16 protein-coding genes are annotated in these 16,774 nt (G+C 67.7%); 1 reads left to right on the top strand and 15 read right to left on the bottom strand.

Annotated elements, in window-relative coordinates; genetic code table 11:
- Positions 1–57: 57 nt before the first annotated feature.
- From Q673_RS27360 to Q673_RS0118355, 4 genes are all read right to left on the bottom strand, one after another.
- Positions 58–1,110 (bottom strand): TRAP transporter substrate-binding protein, encoded by a 1,053-nt coding sequence (locus Q673_RS27360; protein ID WP_023005891.1) that lies wholly within the window; start codon positions 1,108–1,110, stop codon positions 58–60.
- Positions 1,111–1,193: 83 nt separating this feature from the next.
- Positions 1,194–2,516, bottom strand: a complete 1,323-nt coding sequence (locus Q673_RS27355) for a TRAP transporter large permease (protein ID WP_023005890.1) — start codon at positions 2,514–2,516, stop codon at positions 1,194–1,196.
- Entirely contained in the window at positions 2,516–3,112 is a 597-nt protein-coding gene (locus Q673_RS27350; protein ID WP_023005889.1) for a TRAP transporter small permease subunit, read from the bottom strand. The genes Q673_RS27355 and Q673_RS27350 overlap by 1 nt, the downstream gene beginning before the upstream one ends.
- A complete protein-coding gene (locus tag Q673_RS0118355) occupies positions 3,105–3,902 on the bottom strand; it encodes an N-formylglutamate amidohydrolase (protein WP_043524799.1) in 798 nt (265 codons plus the stop codon). Before Q673_RS0118355 ends, Q673_RS27350 begins: the two co-directional genes overlap by 8 nt.
- Positions 3,903–4,047: 145 nt before the next feature.
- Between Q673_RS0118355 and Q673_RS27345 the strand changes: the two genes are divergently transcribed.
- On the top strand, positions 4,048–4,926 hold the full coding sequence (locus Q673_RS27345; RefSeq protein WP_023005886.1) for a MurR/RpiR family transcriptional regulator: 879 nt from the start codon (positions 4,048–4,050) through the stop codon (positions 4,924–4,926).
- Positions 4,927–4,979: 53 nt separating this feature from the next.
- On the opposite strand, the gene Q673_RS27340 is transcribed toward Q673_RS27345, so the two are convergent.
- The 11 genes from Q673_RS27340 to prmC all read right to left on the bottom strand — a co-directional run bounded on the left by Q673_RS27340 (position 4,980) and on the right by prmC (position 16,767).
- On the bottom strand, positions 4,980–6,272 hold the full coding sequence (locus Q673_RS27340) for an NAD(P)/FAD-dependent oxidoreductase (protein WP_023005885.1): 1,293 nt from the start codon (positions 6,270–6,272) through the stop codon (positions 4,980–4,982).
- 147 nt (positions 6,273–6,419) lie between these two features.
- Complete coding sequence (locus Q673_RS27335) at positions 6,420–7,499, bottom strand: ABC transporter substrate-binding protein (RefSeq protein ID WP_023005884.1); 1,080 nt, start codon at positions 7,497–7,499, stop codon at positions 6,420–6,422.
- Positions 7,500–7,564: 65 nt separating this feature from the next.
- Entirely contained in the window at positions 7,565–8,929 is a 1,365-nt protein-coding gene (locus Q673_RS27330; RefSeq protein WP_023005883.1) for a glutamine synthetase family protein, read from the bottom strand.
- A 52-nt stretch (positions 8,930–8,981) separates the two neighbouring features.
- The gene (locus Q673_RS27325) at positions 8,982–10,046 is read right to left on the bottom strand and encodes an ABC transporter substrate-binding protein (RefSeq protein WP_023005882.1); all 1,065 of its coding nucleotides are present in this window, start codon (positions 10,044–10,046) and stop codon (positions 8,982–8,984) included.
- A gap of 40 nt (positions 10,047–10,086) precedes the next feature.
- Complete coding sequence (locus tag Q673_RS27320; RefSeq protein WP_023005881.1) at positions 10,087–10,884, bottom strand: ABC transporter permease; 798 nt, start codon at positions 10,882–10,884, stop codon at positions 10,087–10,089.
- Complete coding sequence (locus Q673_RS27315; RefSeq protein ID WP_023005880.1) at positions 10,881–11,804, bottom strand: ABC transporter permease; 924 nt, start codon at positions 11,802–11,804, stop codon at positions 10,881–10,883. The genes Q673_RS27320 and Q673_RS27315 overlap by 4 nt, the downstream gene beginning before the upstream one ends.
- Before the next feature lie 10 nt (positions 11,805–11,814).
- A complete protein-coding gene (locus Q673_RS27310) occupies positions 11,815–12,933 on the bottom strand; it encodes an ABC transporter ATP-binding protein (RefSeq protein WP_031218097.1) in 1,119 nt (372 codons plus the stop codon).
- A 41-nt stretch (positions 12,934–12,974) separates the two neighbouring features.
- Positions 12,975–14,261 carry an NAD(P)/FAD-dependent oxidoreductase gene (locus Q673_RS27305; protein ID WP_023005878.1) on the bottom strand — a complete coding sequence of 429 codons (1,287 nt, stop codon included), beginning with the start codon at positions 14,259–14,261 and terminating at the stop codon, positions 12,975–12,977.
- Positions 14,262–14,503: 242 nt separating this feature from the next.
- Entirely contained in the window at positions 14,504–15,253 is a 750-nt protein-coding gene (locus Q673_RS27300; protein WP_023005877.1) for a HesA/MoeB/ThiF family protein, read from the bottom strand.
- 8 nt (positions 15,254–15,261) lie between these two features.
- A complete protein-coding gene (locus tag Q673_RS27295; RefSeq protein WP_023005876.1) occupies positions 15,262–15,762 on the bottom strand; it encodes an Lrp/AsnC ligand binding domain-containing protein in 501 nt (166 codons plus the stop codon).
- Positions 15,763–15,915: 153 nt separating this feature from the next.
- Positions 15,916–16,767 (bottom strand): peptide chain release factor N(5)-glutamine methyltransferase, encoded by an 852-nt coding sequence (prmC, locus tag Q673_RS27290; RefSeq protein WP_023005875.1) that lies wholly within the window; start codon positions 16,765–16,767, stop codon positions 15,916–15,918.
- Positions 16,768–16,774 lie beyond the last annotated feature (7 nt).

Below are 16,774 nucleotides of genomic sequence, written 5' to 3'. Positions count from 1 at the left end.
GGGGCGGCGCCTTGCCCATTGGAGATGCCCCGGCACCCGCCGGGGCGTGTGACCCGATCAGGCATCGGTGTAGCGGTAGGGCCGCCCGGCCTTGCGCATATCGGCGTTGTACTGCTTGAAGATCTCGACCACCCTGGCCTTGGTCTCCGACTCCGCCGCGATCTCGTCCCAGAACGCCTGGGCGGCGGTTTCCACCTGATCCCACTCGGCATCGGGAATCGAGGTGAGCTCCAGCTTGTCGCCATGGACGCGCAGCCTGGCCTCGCCCCCCCAGTACCAGTGCTGGCGGTAGTAGTGGGACTGTTCGCAGCACACCTCGAAGAGCAGTCGCAGGTCTTCCGGAAGCTCGTTCCAGCGCTCCATGTTGACGAAGAAGTGACCGATCCAGGCACCCGAGATGTTGTTGGTCAGGAAGTAGTTGGTGACGTCGGCCCAGCCCACCGTGTAGTCCTCGGTGATGCCGGACCAGGCGATGCCATCCAGCTCGCCGGTCTGGACAGCCACCTCGATGTCCTCCCAGGGCAGGGTCACCGGCACCACGCCGAACTGCGACAGGAAGCGCCCAGCGGTGGGGAAGGTAAAGATACGCTTGCCCTCGAGGTCCTTGAGGCTGCGGATCGGCTCCTTGGTGGCGAAATGGCAGGGATCCCAGGCACCGGCGCTGACATGCTTGACGCCGACCTTGGCATACTCCTCCTCCCAGATCTCCTTGAGGCCGTACTGGTTGAATAGCACCGGCACATCGAGGCTGTAGCGCGAACCGAAGGGGAAGTAGCCACCGAAGACGGTGACCTCGGTGGGGGATGCCATGGAGTCGTCGTCCGACTGCACGGCATCGATGGTGCCGCGCTGCATCGCCCGGAACAGCTCGCCCGTCGGCACCAGCTGATCGGCATAGTAGAGCTCGATCTGCATGCGGTCCCCGGCGATCCGGTTGAACAGGTCGATGGCCGGCTTGGCGACATGCTCCGCCAGGGCGGCACCGGCATAGGTCTGCATGCGCCACGTGATGGTGGGCTCGGACGGCGACTGAGCCATGACCCGAGAGGCGAGGGGCGCGATGGCGGCACCCGCCGCGGCGTTGATCAGAAACTTGCGTCTTGTTGTCATTTTCTCGTTCTCCTGGTGGTAACTATCGGATGTGACACCTTGCCGGCCCCTGGTGAGGCTCTTGTTGTTGATTCCTGCCACGGTCAATTCCCATAGATGTAGCCCGGGAGCCAGAGTGCAATCTGCGGAAAGACCATCACCAGGCTGAGGGCGACCGTCATCACCAAGACGAAGGGGAGGATCGACCGATAGATATCGCCAAGCCCGATCTCGGGCGGCGCCATGGCACGCATCAGGAACAGGTTGTAACCGAACGGCGGGGTCATGTAGGCGATCTGGGTGGTGATCGTGTAGAGCACCCCGTACCAGATCAGGTCGAAGCCGAGCGCATCGACCAGCGGGACATAGAGCGGCGCCACGATCACCAGCATGGCGGTATCGTCGAGGAAGGTCCCCATCACGATGAAGCTAAGCTGCATCAGGATCAGGATCATCCAGGGCGACAGCCCCAGGCGCTCGGTGAACAGGTCCTCGATGGCCCTGACCGCGCCCAGCCCGTCGAAGATGGCGCCGAAGGCGAGCGCGGCTAGGATGATCCACATGAACATGCAGGTGATGGCCAGGGTCTGGCGCACCGACACCTCGAACACCTTGCGGGTCATCCGCCCCTTGAGCGTCGCCGCCAGCAGTGCGGTCACCGCCCCCACGGCGGAACTCTCGACCAGCGACGTCCAGCCCTTGACGAAGGGCACCATCATCACCGCGAAGATGGCCAGCGGCAGCAGGCCCGCCCTCAGCAGGCGCAGCTTCTCGGCAAGCGACACATTGCGCTCCTCGACGGGCAGGACCGGCCCCAGGGAGGGCTGCAGGCGGCAGCGGACATAGATATAGATGATGAACAGCGTCGCCATCATCAGCCCCGGCAACACCCCGGCTAGCCACAGCTGGCCCACGGGCTGGCGCGCGATCATCGCGTAGAGCACCAGCACCACCGAGGGCGGCACCAGAATCCCCAGGCTGGAACCCGCCTGGATGACGCCGGTCACCATGATCTTGTCGTAGCCCCGCCGCAGCAGTTCGGGCAGGGCGATGGTGGCACCGATCGCCATCCCGGCCACCGACAGGCCGTTCATGGCCGAGATGAGCACCATCAGACCGATGGTCCCGATGGCGAGGCCGCCCCTGACCGGCCCCATCCAGACATGGAACATGCGGTAGAGGTCATCGGCGATGCGGCTCTCCGAGAGCACATAGCCCATGAAGATGAACATCGGCAGGGTCAGCAGCGGGTACCATTTCATCAGCTTCATCGCCGATGAAAACGGGATATCGACACCCCCCGTGCCCCACAGCAGCACGCCGGCCACGGCCCCGACGAAACCGATGGCGCCGAACACACGCTGGCCGGTGAACAGCATCAGCATCATGGCGCTGAACATGACGATGGCGATCATCTCGTACGGCATCAGTCGAGCACCCCGCGCAGACGGCCGATATCCTTGAAGAACTCGGCGAGGGACTGGAGGATCATCAGGAACACGCCGAGACAGAGGAGCGTCTTGATCGGCCACAGCCAGGGCCGCCAGGCCGTGGGGCTGCGCTCCAGGAAGCCGAGCGCCTCGCCCGCCGCCGACGGGCCCTCGGTGAAGAAGGTCGCGATGAGGGACAGGAAGAAGTCGAAGGGTTCGCTACCGAAGTAGCCGAGGGAATAGGCCGTCGACACCAGGCCACCATAGAGCAGCACGCCGAGATAGAAGAGCAGGAAGAAGACGGTGATGGCATCGACCCACGCCTTGGTCTTGGGACTCCAGTCGCCATAGAAGAGGTCCATGCGCACGTTCGCCCCCATCTGGATCGAGTAGGGCCCGCCCAGCACGAAGTAGGCCACCATGACGAATTGCGCGGTTTCCAGGGTCCACAGCGAGGGGGTCATGAACACCTTGGACGCCGACGACCATAGCAGCACCGCCATCAGCACGAAGATCAGGTACATCGCCATTCGCCCGATGACACGGTTCATGGCCTCGATGGCGCCGATATAGATCAGGATGGCCCTAGGCATCGTGCTGCCCCTCCTCGGCCGCTGGCGCCATCCCCAGGCTGGCCAGGGCGGGCCGGATCAGCTGCGACAGCTCCCGGGCCAGCGCCTCCTCCCCTTCCGGCGTGGCCAGCAGGTCATTGCGAATCTCGATCATCACGTTCGCCAGCCCGTTGTCGATACCATGCCGCTTCAGCGAGTGGGTCACCCCATCCTCGGGCCCGTAGGGAGCATTACGCTGAATCTTTCGATGTGGCAGGAGGTGGGATTGCGCCAGCATCGCATCGGCCATTCGCCGGTCGACATCATGCAGGATGCCGATCTCGACCGTGCGGGCCTGACCATGAAAGCTCGGCGTGAAGCTATGGATAGTGATCAGCACCGTCGGGGCACGGCGCGACGCACGCTCGGCGATCACCCGAGCCACGGCGTCGCAGAACGGACGATAGACCGCCTCGACCCGGGCCAAGCGCTCATCTGCCGTCAGCTGGTGATTGCCCGGCACGTCGATCACTTCCACGCGCTCGGGCATCGCGCTTTCCGCCTCGGGGGGACGGTTGCAGTCGTAGACCAGCCTGGAGATCCGGCTGGCCACCAGCGGCGAATCCAGCATCGCTGACAGCGTCACGGCCACGGCCCTAGCACCGGGATCCCATGCCGCGTGACTGCAACGATGCTCGGGCTTCAGACCCAGGTCATGGTATCGCTCGGGGATATGATGAGACGCATGTTCGCACAGGATCACGGCGGGGCCGCTGCCCTGACGGTTATGGATCTCGACACTCGGGGATGACGACTCGATTGCGCTGGACATCAGGACTCCTCCACGGTCCTGTAAAGATATAGACGTCGAAAAGTCGGCGTGTCAATATTTCTTCAATCACCGTTTCAACGTCGATCCGCCCGCGTAATCGGGTAACCGATGCCTACCAGAAAGGACGCGTTATGAAGGACTCGTCATGACGACCGCCAACTCCCCCCCCACCGTGCGAGAGCTGATCCGCCAGCATTACCCGGCGCTCACGCAAGCGGAACGCAAGTTTGCCAACGCCCTGCTCGACAACTATCCAGCGGCCGGCCTGGCCTCCATCACCATCGTGGCTGGCAACGTGGGCGTCTCCTCTCCAACGGTGGCAAGGATGGTCAAGAAGCTGGGGTTCAAGGGCTATCCGGAGTTTCACCGGGCGCTTCTGGGCGAGCTGGAGGCAACGGGGGTCGGCCCTACCCAGAGGCGCGCCAACTGGTCATCCGAAGCCCCCGAGACCCATCTGCTCAACCGCTTCGCCCAGGCGGTCACGGGCAACATCCAGCAGACCTTCGCGCATATCGAGACGGAGCGGTTCGACCGGGCCACCGCTCAACTGGCCGATGCCGACCGGCGACTCTACATCGTCGGCGGGCGCATCACCCAGGCGCTGGCCGACTATGCCTTCACGCACTTCCAGGCGGTGCGACCCCGGGTGACCCACATGACCTCGTCCTCCGGCACCTGGCCCCATTACGTCCTGGACATGGCGCCGGGTGAGACCCTGCTGATCTTCGATATTCGACGTTACGAGACCAACCTGCTGCGGCTCGCGGAGATGGTCAGCAAGCGTGACGTGCGCATCGTGCTGTTCACCGACCAGTGGGGCTCACCCGTCTCCTCCCTGGCCGACGTCACCTTCAACTGCTGGGGGGAGATTCCCTCGGGATGGGACTCCAGCGTGGCGACCCTGATGCTGCTGGAGACCATGATCGCCGCGGTCCAGGAACGGCGCTGGCCGGAAGCCCGCGACCGCTACGAGCGACTGGACGAGCTGTTCGACATGACGAGCCTATTCCGCAAGTTCACCTGATTCCCCGCCTCCCACGCCTGTCGCTGTCCCGGCATCAGTGAGGGGGCCGGCCCCTATATCCCTAACCTGTCGCGGGTCTGGTAGTACCAGGCGCCGATCGCCGAGAGCGGCACCCGCAACAGGCGCCCCCCCGGGAACGGCAGCTGGGGCAGCCCGGCGAAGGCATCGAAGCGCTCCCCCTGGCCGTGCATCACCTCGGCGATCAGCTTGCCGGCCAGGTGGGTACAGGTGACCCCGTGGCCGGAGTAGCCCTGGGCGTAGTAGACATTGCCGTTGACCACCCCGAACTGGGGCAGGCGGTTCAAGGTCATCAGGAAGGTGCCGCTCCAGGCGTAGTCGATCGCCACGTCGGCAAGCTGGGGAAAGGTCTTGAGCATCTTGGGCCGGATCACCGCCGTGATATCCGCCGGGTCGCTGCCGCCGTAGTTGACCCCGCCGCCGTAGAGCAGGCGGTTGTCGCGGGTCAGCCGGTAGTAGTCGAGCAGGTAGTTGCAGTCCTCCACCGCCAGGCCATTGGGGAGCAGCGCACGGGCGCGCTCCTCGCCCAGCGGCTCGGTGGTGATGATCTGGGTGCCGCAGGGCATCGACCGGCCCTCGATCTCCGGCAGCACGCCCTTGAGGTAGGCGTTGCCGGCCATCACCACCCGTTCGGCGCGCACCTGGCCGTTGGCGGTGGTCACCACCACGGGTTCGCCATGCTCAAGGCCGGTCACCGGTGAGTCTTCGAAGATGCGCCCACCCAGCGACTCGACCGCCGCCGCCTGACCCAGCACCAGGTTGAGCGGGTGCAGGTGGCCGCCGCCGTGATCCACCAGGGCGCCGGTGTAGCGGTCGGAATTCACCTCGCGCTTGAGCGCCGCCCCCTCCAGCAGCTCCAGTTCGCGGTAGCCATAGCGCTCCCACAGCGCCTGGTGCTCACGCAGCCCCTCGAGCTGCTTTTGATTGCAGGCGGCGAAGAGGTTGCCGTCGGTGAGGTCGCAGTCGATGGCGTAGCGCTCGACGCGCTCGCGGATGATGCGGTTGCCCTCGAAGGCCATGTCGCCCAGGGCACGGGCGGTCTCGGCACCGTACTTGGCCTCGATCACATCCATGTCGCGGCTGTAGCTGTTGACGATCTGGCCGCCATTGCGCCCGGAGGCGCCGTAGCCGACCCGGACCGCCTCCAGCACCACCACCGAGAGGCCACGCTCCGCCAGGTGCAGGGCGGCGGAGATGCCGGTGAAGCCGGCGCCCACCACACAGACGTCGCATTCGACCTCGCCCTCGAGGGCGGGGCGCTCGGCAGCGGGGTTGGCGGTGGCGGCGTACCAGGACGCGGCGTGATCGGGCTCGAACGAGACGGACATGAGACCCCCTTGGAAATTTTATTCAACACCTTATCGCCATACTACCGAGGCTTGGCGGAATATGGCAAACGGCATGACATGTAATACTCACCAACAGAACGCCGCCGGAGGCGAGCCTCCGGCGGCGTGATGGCACGCGAGGGCGGTTCAGCGGCTACGCGCCTCGTTCCACAGCTCCTGAAGCAGCTCCAGCTGCTCGCCGCTCACCGAGGGGGTGAAGTGCAGCCGCTCGCGGGCGGCGGCGTCGGGCATCACCGGCGGCTCGCGCAGGGCGTCGTCGACCCGCTCGAGGGCGGCCTCGTTGGGCGTGGTGTAGAAGTTGTAGTTGGCCAGGCGGGCGGCCACCTCGGGGCGCAGCAGGTACTCGATAAAGGCGCGGGCGGCCTCGGGATTGGGCGCCCGGGCGGGGATCGCCATGACGTCGACCCAGCGCTGGGAGCCCTCCTCGGGGATGAAGAAGCCCAGCTTGCCGTAGGTCTCGGGATCCTCGGCGCGCTTGCCGGCCAGATCGCCGTTATAGGCGATGCCGGCATGGATCACGCCGCTGGCCACCTGCTCGATGGCCGCCGTGGCATCCACGAAGCCGACGAAGTTGTCGCGCCCGCGGGTCTCGATCACCAGACGCGCCGCCTCCACCCAGGGCGCCTGCCCCACGCAGTCAAAGCCGGCGCCCTGGAAGGCGCAGGCGGTGCCGAAGGTGAACTGGGCATCGCCCTTGAGCAGCGCGAAGGGGTAGTCGCCGTTGACCTCGGGGTCATAGAGCAGCCCCCAGCTGGGTGCCGGCTCGGGCCAGGTCTCGGTGTTGTAGACGATGCCGGTAGCGCCCCACAGGTAGGGCACGGTGTAGTCACCTTCCGGGTCGTAGCTCGGCGCCCGGAACTCGGCGAGGATGTTGTCATGCCCCGCGAGTGCCTCGCCCTGCTCGGCCAGCGGCTGCACCAGGCCGGCGTCGATCAGGCGCGGCACGAAGTAGTCCGAGGGCACGATCAGGTCGTACTGGGCGTCGCCGCCGGCGGTGAGCTTGGAGAACAGCTCGGCGTTGGAGTTGTAGTAGTTCTGCACGACCTCCAGGCCGCTCTCCTCCTCGAAGTCGGCGATGATCGCCGGGTCCATGTAGTCGGACCAGTTGAACAGCCGCAGCTTGCCGTCGTCGGCGGCCGCGGCCACGCTCAGCGTAAGCAGGCCCAGTCCGGCCAGCGGCGCCCAGCGACTCGGTGTCATCGGCATCGTCACTCTCCTTGTCTCGTTCCTGTTGGATGGAGCCCTCGTGGGGCGAGGGCCCCGCTATCAGCCTAGACCCGAAGCAGCAGATGCTCCCGCTCCCAGGAGCTGATCACCTGGAAGTAGGCGCGGTGTTCGGCGCGCTTCACCGCCAGGTAGCTGTGGGTGAAGCGCTCGCCGAGGATATCGGCCAGGGCCTGGCAGCCGTGCAGCAGGTCCAGGGCCGGGCCGATATCGTCGGGCAGCTTGTGGCCACCGGACCAGGCGGAGCCGGTCATCGGCGGGCGCGGCTCGAGCTGGCTGAGCATGCCCAGGTAGCCGCAGGCCAGGGAGGCCGCCATCACCAGGTAGGGGTTGGCGTCGGCACCTGCCAGGCGGTTCTCCACCCGGGTCGCCGCGGCGCCGGAGACCGGCACCCGCAGCCCCACGGTGCGGTTGTCCATGCCCCACTCCACGTTGATGGGCGCCGAGCCGCTGCTATCGGTACGCATCAGGCGGCGGTAGGAGTTGACGTTGGGGGCCAGCAGCGGCATCGCCGCGGGCAGGTACTTCTGCAGCCCGCCGATGAAGTGGTGGAAGAGGCGGCTGGGCTGGCCATCATCGCCGGCGAAGACGTTGTGGCCCTCCTTGTCCAGCAAGCTCTGGTGGATATGCATGGAGCTGCCCGGCTCGTTGGCCATGGGCTTGGCCATGAAGGTGGCGTACATGCCGTGGCGCAGCGCCGTCTCGCGCAGGGTGCGCTTGAACATCACCACCTGGTCGGCCAGTGCCAGCGGGTCACCGTGCTGGAAGTTGACCTCCATCTGGCCCGCCCCCTCCTCGTGGATCAGGGTGTCCAGGTCGAGGTTCATGGCCTCGCAGTAGTCGTACATCTCCTCGAACAGCGGGTCGAACTCGTTGACCGCGTCGATGGAGAAGGACTGGCGACTGCTCTCCTGGCGCCCGGTGCGCCCGATCGGCGGCTCCAGGGGGTAGTCGGAGTCGGTGTTGGTCTTGACCAGGTAGAACTCCACCTCCGGGGCGATCACCGGGGTCCAGCCGCGATCGGCGTAGAGCGCCAGCACCCGCTTGAGCACGTGGCGCGGCGCCAGCTCCACCGGCTCGCCGGTCAGGTAGTAGCAGTCGTGGATGATCTGGGCGGTGGGGTCGTCGGCCCAGGGCACCAGGTAGATGGCCCCGGGGTCGGGCACCAGCTCCATGTCACGCTCGGCGGGGTTCCAGAAGCGGATGTCCTCGTCGTCGGGGTAGCCCCCGGTGACGGTCTGGATGAAGATCGAGTCGGGCAGGCGCGGCCGCCCGCCGTTGAGGTACTTGCCGGCGGGCATGATCTTGCCCTTGAGGATGCCGGTCAGGTCGCTGACCAGGCACTCCACCTCGGTGATGCCGTGATTCTGGAACCAGTCGTTGAGGAGCGGCTGCTCCTGTCGGTTACTCATGGGAATGTCCTTGCTCATGGGAAGGCGGCCCCCGTCGCCGGGGGCCGTCCGCTCAGCGTGACTGCACCTCCGACCACAGCTGCTGGAAGATCTGTAGCGACTCGCCCTCGAGGCTCGGCGTGAAGCGCAGGCGCTCCATGTCCGCCTCGCTGGGCTGCACCGGCGGCTGGGTCAGCACCTCGTCGAGGTAGGGCTCGGCGGCGGCATTGGGGCTGGCGTAGTAGTTGTAGTTGGAGAGCTGGGCGCCGACCTCGGCATCGAGGATGAAGTCGATGAACTTGTGGGCCATGTCGGGGTTGGGCGCCTCGGAGGTGACCATCATGGAGTCGACCCACATCTCGGCGCCCTCGTCGGGGATCATGAAGTCCAGCGTGGCGAAGGACTCGGGATCCTCGTCCTTGAAGAAGAGGTAGTCGCCGTTGTAGGAGAGCCCGACGTGGGTCACGCCGCGGGCCAGCTGCTGCAGCGCCGGGGTGCCGTCGGTGAAGCCGCTGAAGTTGTCACGCCCCTTGGTGTCGATCAGCAGGCGCGCGGCCTCCTTCCAGCCCTCGGGGTCGGTGCAGTCGTAGCCGTGGCCGAGGTAGGCGCAGGCACCGCCCAGGCTCACCTGGCCGTCGCCCATCAGCGCGAAGGGGTGGTCCGGGTTGACCTCGGGGTCGAACAGCAGCGACCAGCTCTTGGGCGCGTCGGGGAAGGTCTCGGTGTTGTAGACCACCCCGGTGGTGCCCCACTGGTAGGGCGCGGTGTACTCGGCGCCCGGGTCGAAGGCCGGATCCTGGAACTGCTCCATGACGTTGGCGAAGTTGGGAATCTTCGACTTGTCGAGCTTCTGCACCAGGCCGGTCTCGATCAGCCGCGGCACATAGTAGTTGGAGGGCACGATGATGTCGTACTGGGAGACGCCGCCGGCCTGCAGCTTGGAGAGCATCTCCGGCAGGGAGTTGAAGTAGTTCTGCACCACCTCGACGTCGTGGGCCTCCTCGAAGGCCTCGATGATCGCGGGGTCCATGTACTCGGTCCAGTTGAACAGGTAGAGCTTGTTCTCCTGGGCCTGGACACTGCCGGCCAGCAGCGCAGCGCCGACGGACAGGGCGAGGGCGGTCTTGTTGATTGTCATGATGACTCTCCTGGTTTCCCCGTTGGGATGGAATGCCGGCTCAAGCCTGCCGGCGACGGCTGAACATCAGGCTGATGATGGCGGCGATGGCCACCGCGCCGATCATCAGGGTAGCGATGGCGTTGATCTCCGGCGACACCCCCTTCTTGATCGCGCCCCAGATGTAGATCGGCAGCGTCGCGCTCTCGGGCCCGGCGGTGAAGAAGCTGATGACGAAGTCATCCACCGAGAGGGTGAAGGAGAGGAAGAAGGCCGAGATCAGCGCCGGCTTGATGGTCGGCAGCATGAAGTGGATCACCCGCTTGGCGGGGGTGGCGTAGAGGTCCTTGGCCGCCTCGAACAGCGTCGGGTCGAGCCCCACGAAGCGCGAGTAGACGATCAGCGCCACGAAGGGGATCTGGAAGGTGACGTGGGCGATGATCATGGTGCCGAGCCCCGGCTGGAAGAGCCCGGTCAGGCGATGGACCTGCACGAAGAAGGCCATCTCCGAGATGCCGAAGACGATGTCCGGCAGCACGATGGGCAGGTAGATCAGCACGATCAGCCAGCCCAGCTTGCGGTGGCGATGGCGGTACATGCCGTAGCCGATCAGGCAGCCGATGCCGAGGGCGATCACAGAGGAGACGATGGCCAGCACCATGCTGTTGGCGAAGGCCGAGAGGATCTGCTCGTTGCCCATCAGCTGGTGGTACCAGCGCCACGAGAAGCCGGTGAAGCTGGCCGCGCTGTTGGAGGCGTTGAAGGAGAACAGCACCACCACGGCCAGCGGCAGGTAGAGGAAGGCCAGGGTGAACCACCAGAAGCCGGTCAGGCCGCGCTTGAGCGTGCGCTTTCTCATATCACCACCTCCTCGCCGCCACCCAGGCGCTTGCCGATGCGACGCATGGCGAACAGCCCCACGAAGGTGGCGATCAGCATCAGGATCGCGCCGGCCGCCCCCAGCGGCCAGTTGGCCCCGCCGGAGAACTGGTTGGCCACCAGGTTGCCGAGCATCATGCCCTTGCCGCCGCCGAGCAGCTCTGGGATCACGTACATGCCGAAGGCGGGGATCGCCACCAGCACGATGCCGGCCAAGAGCCCCGGCAGGGTCTGGGGGAAGACCGCGTGCCAGAAGGCGCGCACCGGCGAGGCATAGAGGTCCTGGGCGGCCTCCACCTGGGCGGTGTCGAGCTTCTCGAAGGCGGCGTAGAGCGGCAGCACCATGAAGGGCAGGAAGTTGTAGACCAGCCCTAGGGTGACCGCGAAGTTGGAGGGGTAGAGCCCCATGTTGGGCGGAATCAGCCCCAGCCCCTCGGCCAGGCCGGAGAGCGGGGTCCCCGGCGCCAGCAGGTTCATCCAGCCGAAGGTGCGGATCACCTGATTGGTCCAGCTGGGCACCACCACCAGCAGCAGCATGATCGGCCGCCATTTCTCGCGGCAGGTGCTGATGTAGTAGGCGATGGGATAGGCCACCAGCACCACCAGGCCGGTGGAGACCAGGGTCTGCCACAGCGAGCGCAGCAGGGTGTAGAGGTTGCCCGGGCTCCAGCCCAGGAAGCCGAAGCCCGCCAGGCGCTCGAACGACGCAAGCGACAGCGGCATCTCCGGCAGGCCGTAGGGGCCATTGGTCATGAAGGCCACGCCCATCAGGTAGGCGCTGGGCAGCACCAGGAAGATGACGATCCAGGTCGCCCCCGGTGCCACAGTGAACAGCAGGTGGCGGCTCTCGCGCACCATGGCCCGGCTGCGGGCCGTCGGGGTCACGCCGGCGTAGGACATGGGAGGCTCCTCATTCGCTCAGGGTGACCAGGTCTTCCGGCGCCACCGTCACGGTGACCCGGTCGCCGACCTCGGGAAGACGCCGGCCGCGGTTGTTGACCGTGGCCTGCAGGGTGCTCTCGCCCACCTCCAGCCGATACTCGGCGTGGCTGCCGCGGTAGAGCCGCTCGCCGACGGTGGCCGGCAGGCGGTTCTCTCCGGGCTGGTCGCCGGGCAGCAGGTCGAGGGTCTCGGGGCGGATCAGCAGCAGCTCGCCCTGCCCCGCTCCCTCGGCGGTGAGCACGCCGAGAGGGGTGGTCAGGCGGTCGCCGTCGCGGGCGCTGACCGGATAGAGGTTGGCATGGCCCATGAAGCGGGCCACGAAGGCGTTAGCCGGATGCTCGTAGACCTCCCGGGGCGGCCCCACCTGCTGGATCACCCCGCCGTTGAGCACGGCGATGCGATCCGACATCACCATCGCCTCGTCCTGGTCGTGGGTGACGAAGACGAAGGTCATGCCCAGGCGCTTCTGTACCCGCAGCAGCTCCACCTGCAGCTGGCTGCGCAGGCCGGCGTCCAGCGCCGAGAGCGGCTCGTCGAGCAGCAGCACGTCAGGCTCGTTGACCAGCGCCCGGGCCAGGGCGATGCGCTGGCGCTGGCCGCCGGAGAGCTGGTCGACGCGCCGGTCCACCAGGTCGCCCAGCTGGATGAACTCGGCGATCCTGGCCACCCGCGCCTCGCGCTCCCGGGGGGCGATGCCCAGCATCTTGAGGCCGAAGGCGAGGTTCTCGCGTACCGAGAGGTGGGGGAAGAGCGCGTAGGACTGGAACACGGTATTGACGCTGCGCTTGTGGGGCGGCACCTCGGTGACGTCGCGCCCGCCGATGGACAGCCGGCCGTCGTCGGCCTCCTCGAGGCCGGCAAGGATGCGCAGCAGGGTGGTCTTGCCGCAGCCGGAGGGGCCCAGCAGGGTGAAGAACTCGCCGGCCTCGATGGTCAGGTCGACGCCAGCCAGGGCCACGGTGTCGCGACCGAAGCGCTTGTGCAGCCCCTGCATCTCGATGGAGGACGCCTCGCGGGCCGGCTCGGCGGTCGCGCCGTCCGCGGCTCGCGAGGCCTCGGCGCTGTCCAGGGTCAGGGTGTCGGTCATGGGCTTGCCCTCGGTGGTCTTGTTATCGATCCGCCGGCCGGTCACAACCGGTCGCGCAGCTTGTAGAAGGTGGTCGCCAGCACCAGCAGCGGGGTGCGCAGCAGGGTGCCGCCGGGGAAACGCCGGTGGGGCATGGCGGCGAAGGCGTCGAAGCGTTCGGCCTGGCCGGCGATCGCCTCGGCCATCAGCCGCCCCGCCAGCCCCGCCAGGGCCATGCCGTGGCCGGAGTAGCCCTGGGCGTAGTAGACGTTGCGGCCCAGGCGACCGAAGTCGGGGGCCCGGTTCAGGGTGATGGCCACGTCGCCGCCCCAGCGATACTCGATGGGGATGCCCGCGAGCACCGGGAAGAGCCGGGCGATCTTGGCATCCATGCGCGCCTGGATGCCCTTGGGCTCGCGACCGTCGTAGCTCACCTCGCCGCCGTAGATGAGACGGCGATCGCCGGAGAGGCGGTAGTAGTCGAGCACGAAGTTGGCATCCGACAGGGCGTCGTTGTGGGGCAACACCTCAGCTGCTTGCGCCTCGCTCAAGGGGGCGGTGGCGATCATGTAGTTGGCCGCCTTCATCACCCGCCCGGAAAGCGCCGGCACCAGGCCCGACTGGTAAGCATTGGTGCCCAGCACCACATAGTCGGCGGTGACGACGCCGCGGGCGGTGCGCACCCGGGCCGGCTCGCCATGCTCGATCGCCACCACGGCGCTATGGGCGTGGAGGGCCACCCCGGCCTCGCCGGCGGCGCGGGCCAGCCCCAGGGTGTAGTTGAGCGGATGCAGGTGGCCGGCACCGGCCTCGTGGAGGGCTGCCGGGTAGGCGTCGGTGACCACCCGCTCGCGCAGGGCGTCGCCCTCGAGCATCTCGAGGTCGTGGTAGTCGTAGTCCCGGGCCATGCGCTCGCGATGCTCGGCCAGCTCGCGCACGTGGCGCGGCTTGACCGCGGCATGCAGGTAGCCCCACTGCAGGTCGCAGGGAATGGCGTGGCGTTCGACGCGCTCGGCGGTGAGGCGCACGGCCTCGCGGCTCAGCGCCCAGATGTCACGGGCCGCCTCGCGCCCCAGGGCCGTCTCCACGGTGGCCATGTCGGTGCCCAGCCCCGGCAGGATCTGGCCACCGCTGCGCCCCGAGGCGCCATGGCCGATCTCGCCGGCCTCCAGCAACACCACCGAGTAGCCACGCTCGGCCAGCTCCAGCGCCGCCGAGCAGCCGGTGATCCCGCCCCCCACCACGCAGACATCGGCGCGCACCTCGCCCTCGAGGGGGGAGCAGTCGCCCGGGTCCACGGCGATGGAGGCGCGATACCAGGAGGTCGGTGGGTCGAGAGGGTCGATCATGCGGGCTCCCCGAGGCTGGGCGCGGTGCGCCGTGGCGAATGGTTGTTGTTGGCGTGATGGCCGTCGTGGTGACCTCAGTTTGACACCAGACGCCGCATCGATGTCAAGTATTCAATAACAACGCTTACCGAGCCACCGCCACCCGCCTACCCCGCTTTCTCGCCATTTCACGCCGCCCCCGGGAATATTCCGAGGCATGCCAGACACCCCGCCAGGGCCCCGTCGTCAAGAAAACACGAGCACTACGCCTCGCCACAGACGGGGCAGCGCGGGTCGCGGGGCACCGTGAAGCGGCGCCACTCGCCGCTGAGCCCATCGAAGGTGGCGAGCCCCCGATGCGGGGTCCCAGCGCCGGCCAGCAGCTTGATCGCCTCCAGCGCCTGGAAGCTGCCGATCAGCCCCACCAGCGGCGCCACCACGCCGCTCTCCGCGCAGGAGAGCGCGGCGTCGCCCTGGCCGTCCGGAGGGTAGAGGCAGGCGTAGCAGGGTCCCTCGGAATCACGGGGATCGAACACCGCCAGCTGGCCGGAGAAGCGGATCGCCGCCCCGGAGACCAGCGGCACCCCGGCCGCGCGGCAGGCGGCGTTGATGGCGTAGCGGCTGGAGAAACGGTCGGTGCAGTCGAGCACCACGTCGGCCGCGGCTACCGCCGCCGTCATGGCCTGCCCCTCCAGGTGGGTCGTGCGCGCCTCGATGCGACACCCCGGGTTGAGCGCTTGGGCCGCCTCGCGGGCCGACTCGGCCTTGTTGCGCCCCAGGTCCGCCTCGCCATGGGCGATCTGGCGCTGCAGGTTGGAGAGCTCGACCTCGTCGGCATCGGCCAGGGTCAGGCGCCCCACCCCGGCGGCGGCGAGATAGAGGGCCACCGGCGAGCCGAGCCCGCCGGCGCCGACCACCAGGGCGTGGCCGGCCAGCAGGCGCTCCTGCCCCTCGATGTCGATGGCCTCCAGCATGATCTGGCGGCTGTAGCGCAGCAGGTCGCGGTCGTGCATGGGGGGATTCACTTGCTGTCGAACTCCTCGATGTCGGGCACGTGCAGGGAGAACGCCTCCTTGACCTCCTCCATCACCACATAGCTCTTGGACTCCTTGACCCCGGGCAGGGTCAGCACCACGTCGCCGAGCAGCTGGCGGTAGGCGGCCATCTCGGGGATGCGGCACTTGAGGATGTAGTCGAACTGGCCGGAGACCAGGTGGCACTCCTGGATCTGGGGCAGCCGCGCCACGGCGCGACGGAACTCGTCGAACACCGCCGGGGACTGGGTCTCCAGGCTGATCTCCACGAACACCAGCAGGTTGGCCTTGAGCGCACGGGGGTCGAGCACGGCCTTGTAGCCGCGGATCACCCCGGCGCGCTCCAGGCGCTTGACCCGCTCCAGACAGGGGGTGGTGGAGAGCCCCACCTGGGCGGCGAGGTCGACGTAGGAGATGCGGGCGTTCTCCTGCAGGCAGCGCAGGATCTTGAGGTCGATACGGTCGAGAGAGCGTGTCTTGGCTTTCATTGTAATGGCAGGCACCGGTCGGCAGAGTCTTGAGCGCCGCCGTGACAGCGAAATCCACTGGAAATCGCCCGAGATCACGGCGGCAAACGGAAAAATCCTCTGCCGAAGGTGTACCACAGCCTCCCGTCGGCGGCTATCAACGCTTGGTCTGACTCAGGCTGGCTGGCGCCCCAGGCTGATGCGCTCGTGGCCACCCAGGTCGCGGCGGCTGGCCACCTCGGCGTAGCCCGCCGCGAGAAGGGCCTGGCGCACCGCCGCGGCCTGGCGAAAGCCATGCTCCAGCAGCAGCCAGCCAGCGGGTCGCAGGTGCTCCCGCGCCCGGGCCACCAGGTGGCGCAGGTCGGCCAAGCCCGCGTCGCCGGCCACCAGCGCCGAGCGCGGCTCGAAGCGCACGTCGCCTTCGGCCAGGTGCGGGTCGTCCGCGGCGATATAGGGAGGGTTGGAGACGATCAGGTCGAAGCGCTCGGCGGTCGCCCCCGCGGCCAGGGCCGAGAACCAGTCGCTCTCGCGGAACTCGGCGTTGGTCAGGGCGTGGCGTGCGGCATTGTGTCGCGCCAGGGCCACCGCCTCCGGCTGCAGCTCCAACCCCAGCACCCGCCAGCCGGGGCGCTCGCTGGCGAAGGCCAGGGCGATGGCGCCGCTGCCGCTGCCCAGGTCGAGAAGCCGTCCCCGGGTCGCCGGCGCCAGGGCCAGCGCCGCCTCCACCAGGGTCTCGGTGTCGGGCCGCGGGATCAGGGTACTGGGGTCGGTGGCCAGGGCGAGCCCCCAGAACTCCCGCTCGCCGGTCAGGTAGGCCACCGGCTCCCCGGCCTCGCGGCGTGCCACCAGCTCGCGGAAGCGCCGCGCCGCCGCCGCCTCGGCCGGGCGGTCGCCCCAGGTGTAGAGCCAGGTGCGCTCGACCCCCAGCACATGGCATAGCAGCACCTCGGCGTCGAGGCGCGCCGAGGGCGAGCCGGCGGCGACCAGGCGCGTCGCGGCCTCGACCAGCAGGGCATCGAGGGTCACGGCCGTC

Origin of the sequence: Halomonas sp. PBN3 (assembly GCF_000475415.1) — a bacterium.
Lineage (GTDB): Bacteria > Pseudomonadota > Gammaproteobacteria > Pseudomonadales > Halomonadaceae > Halomonas > Halomonas shengliensis.
Note: the sequence above shows the minus strand (reverse complement) of the source record. Positions and strands in the feature narration are given on the sequence as shown.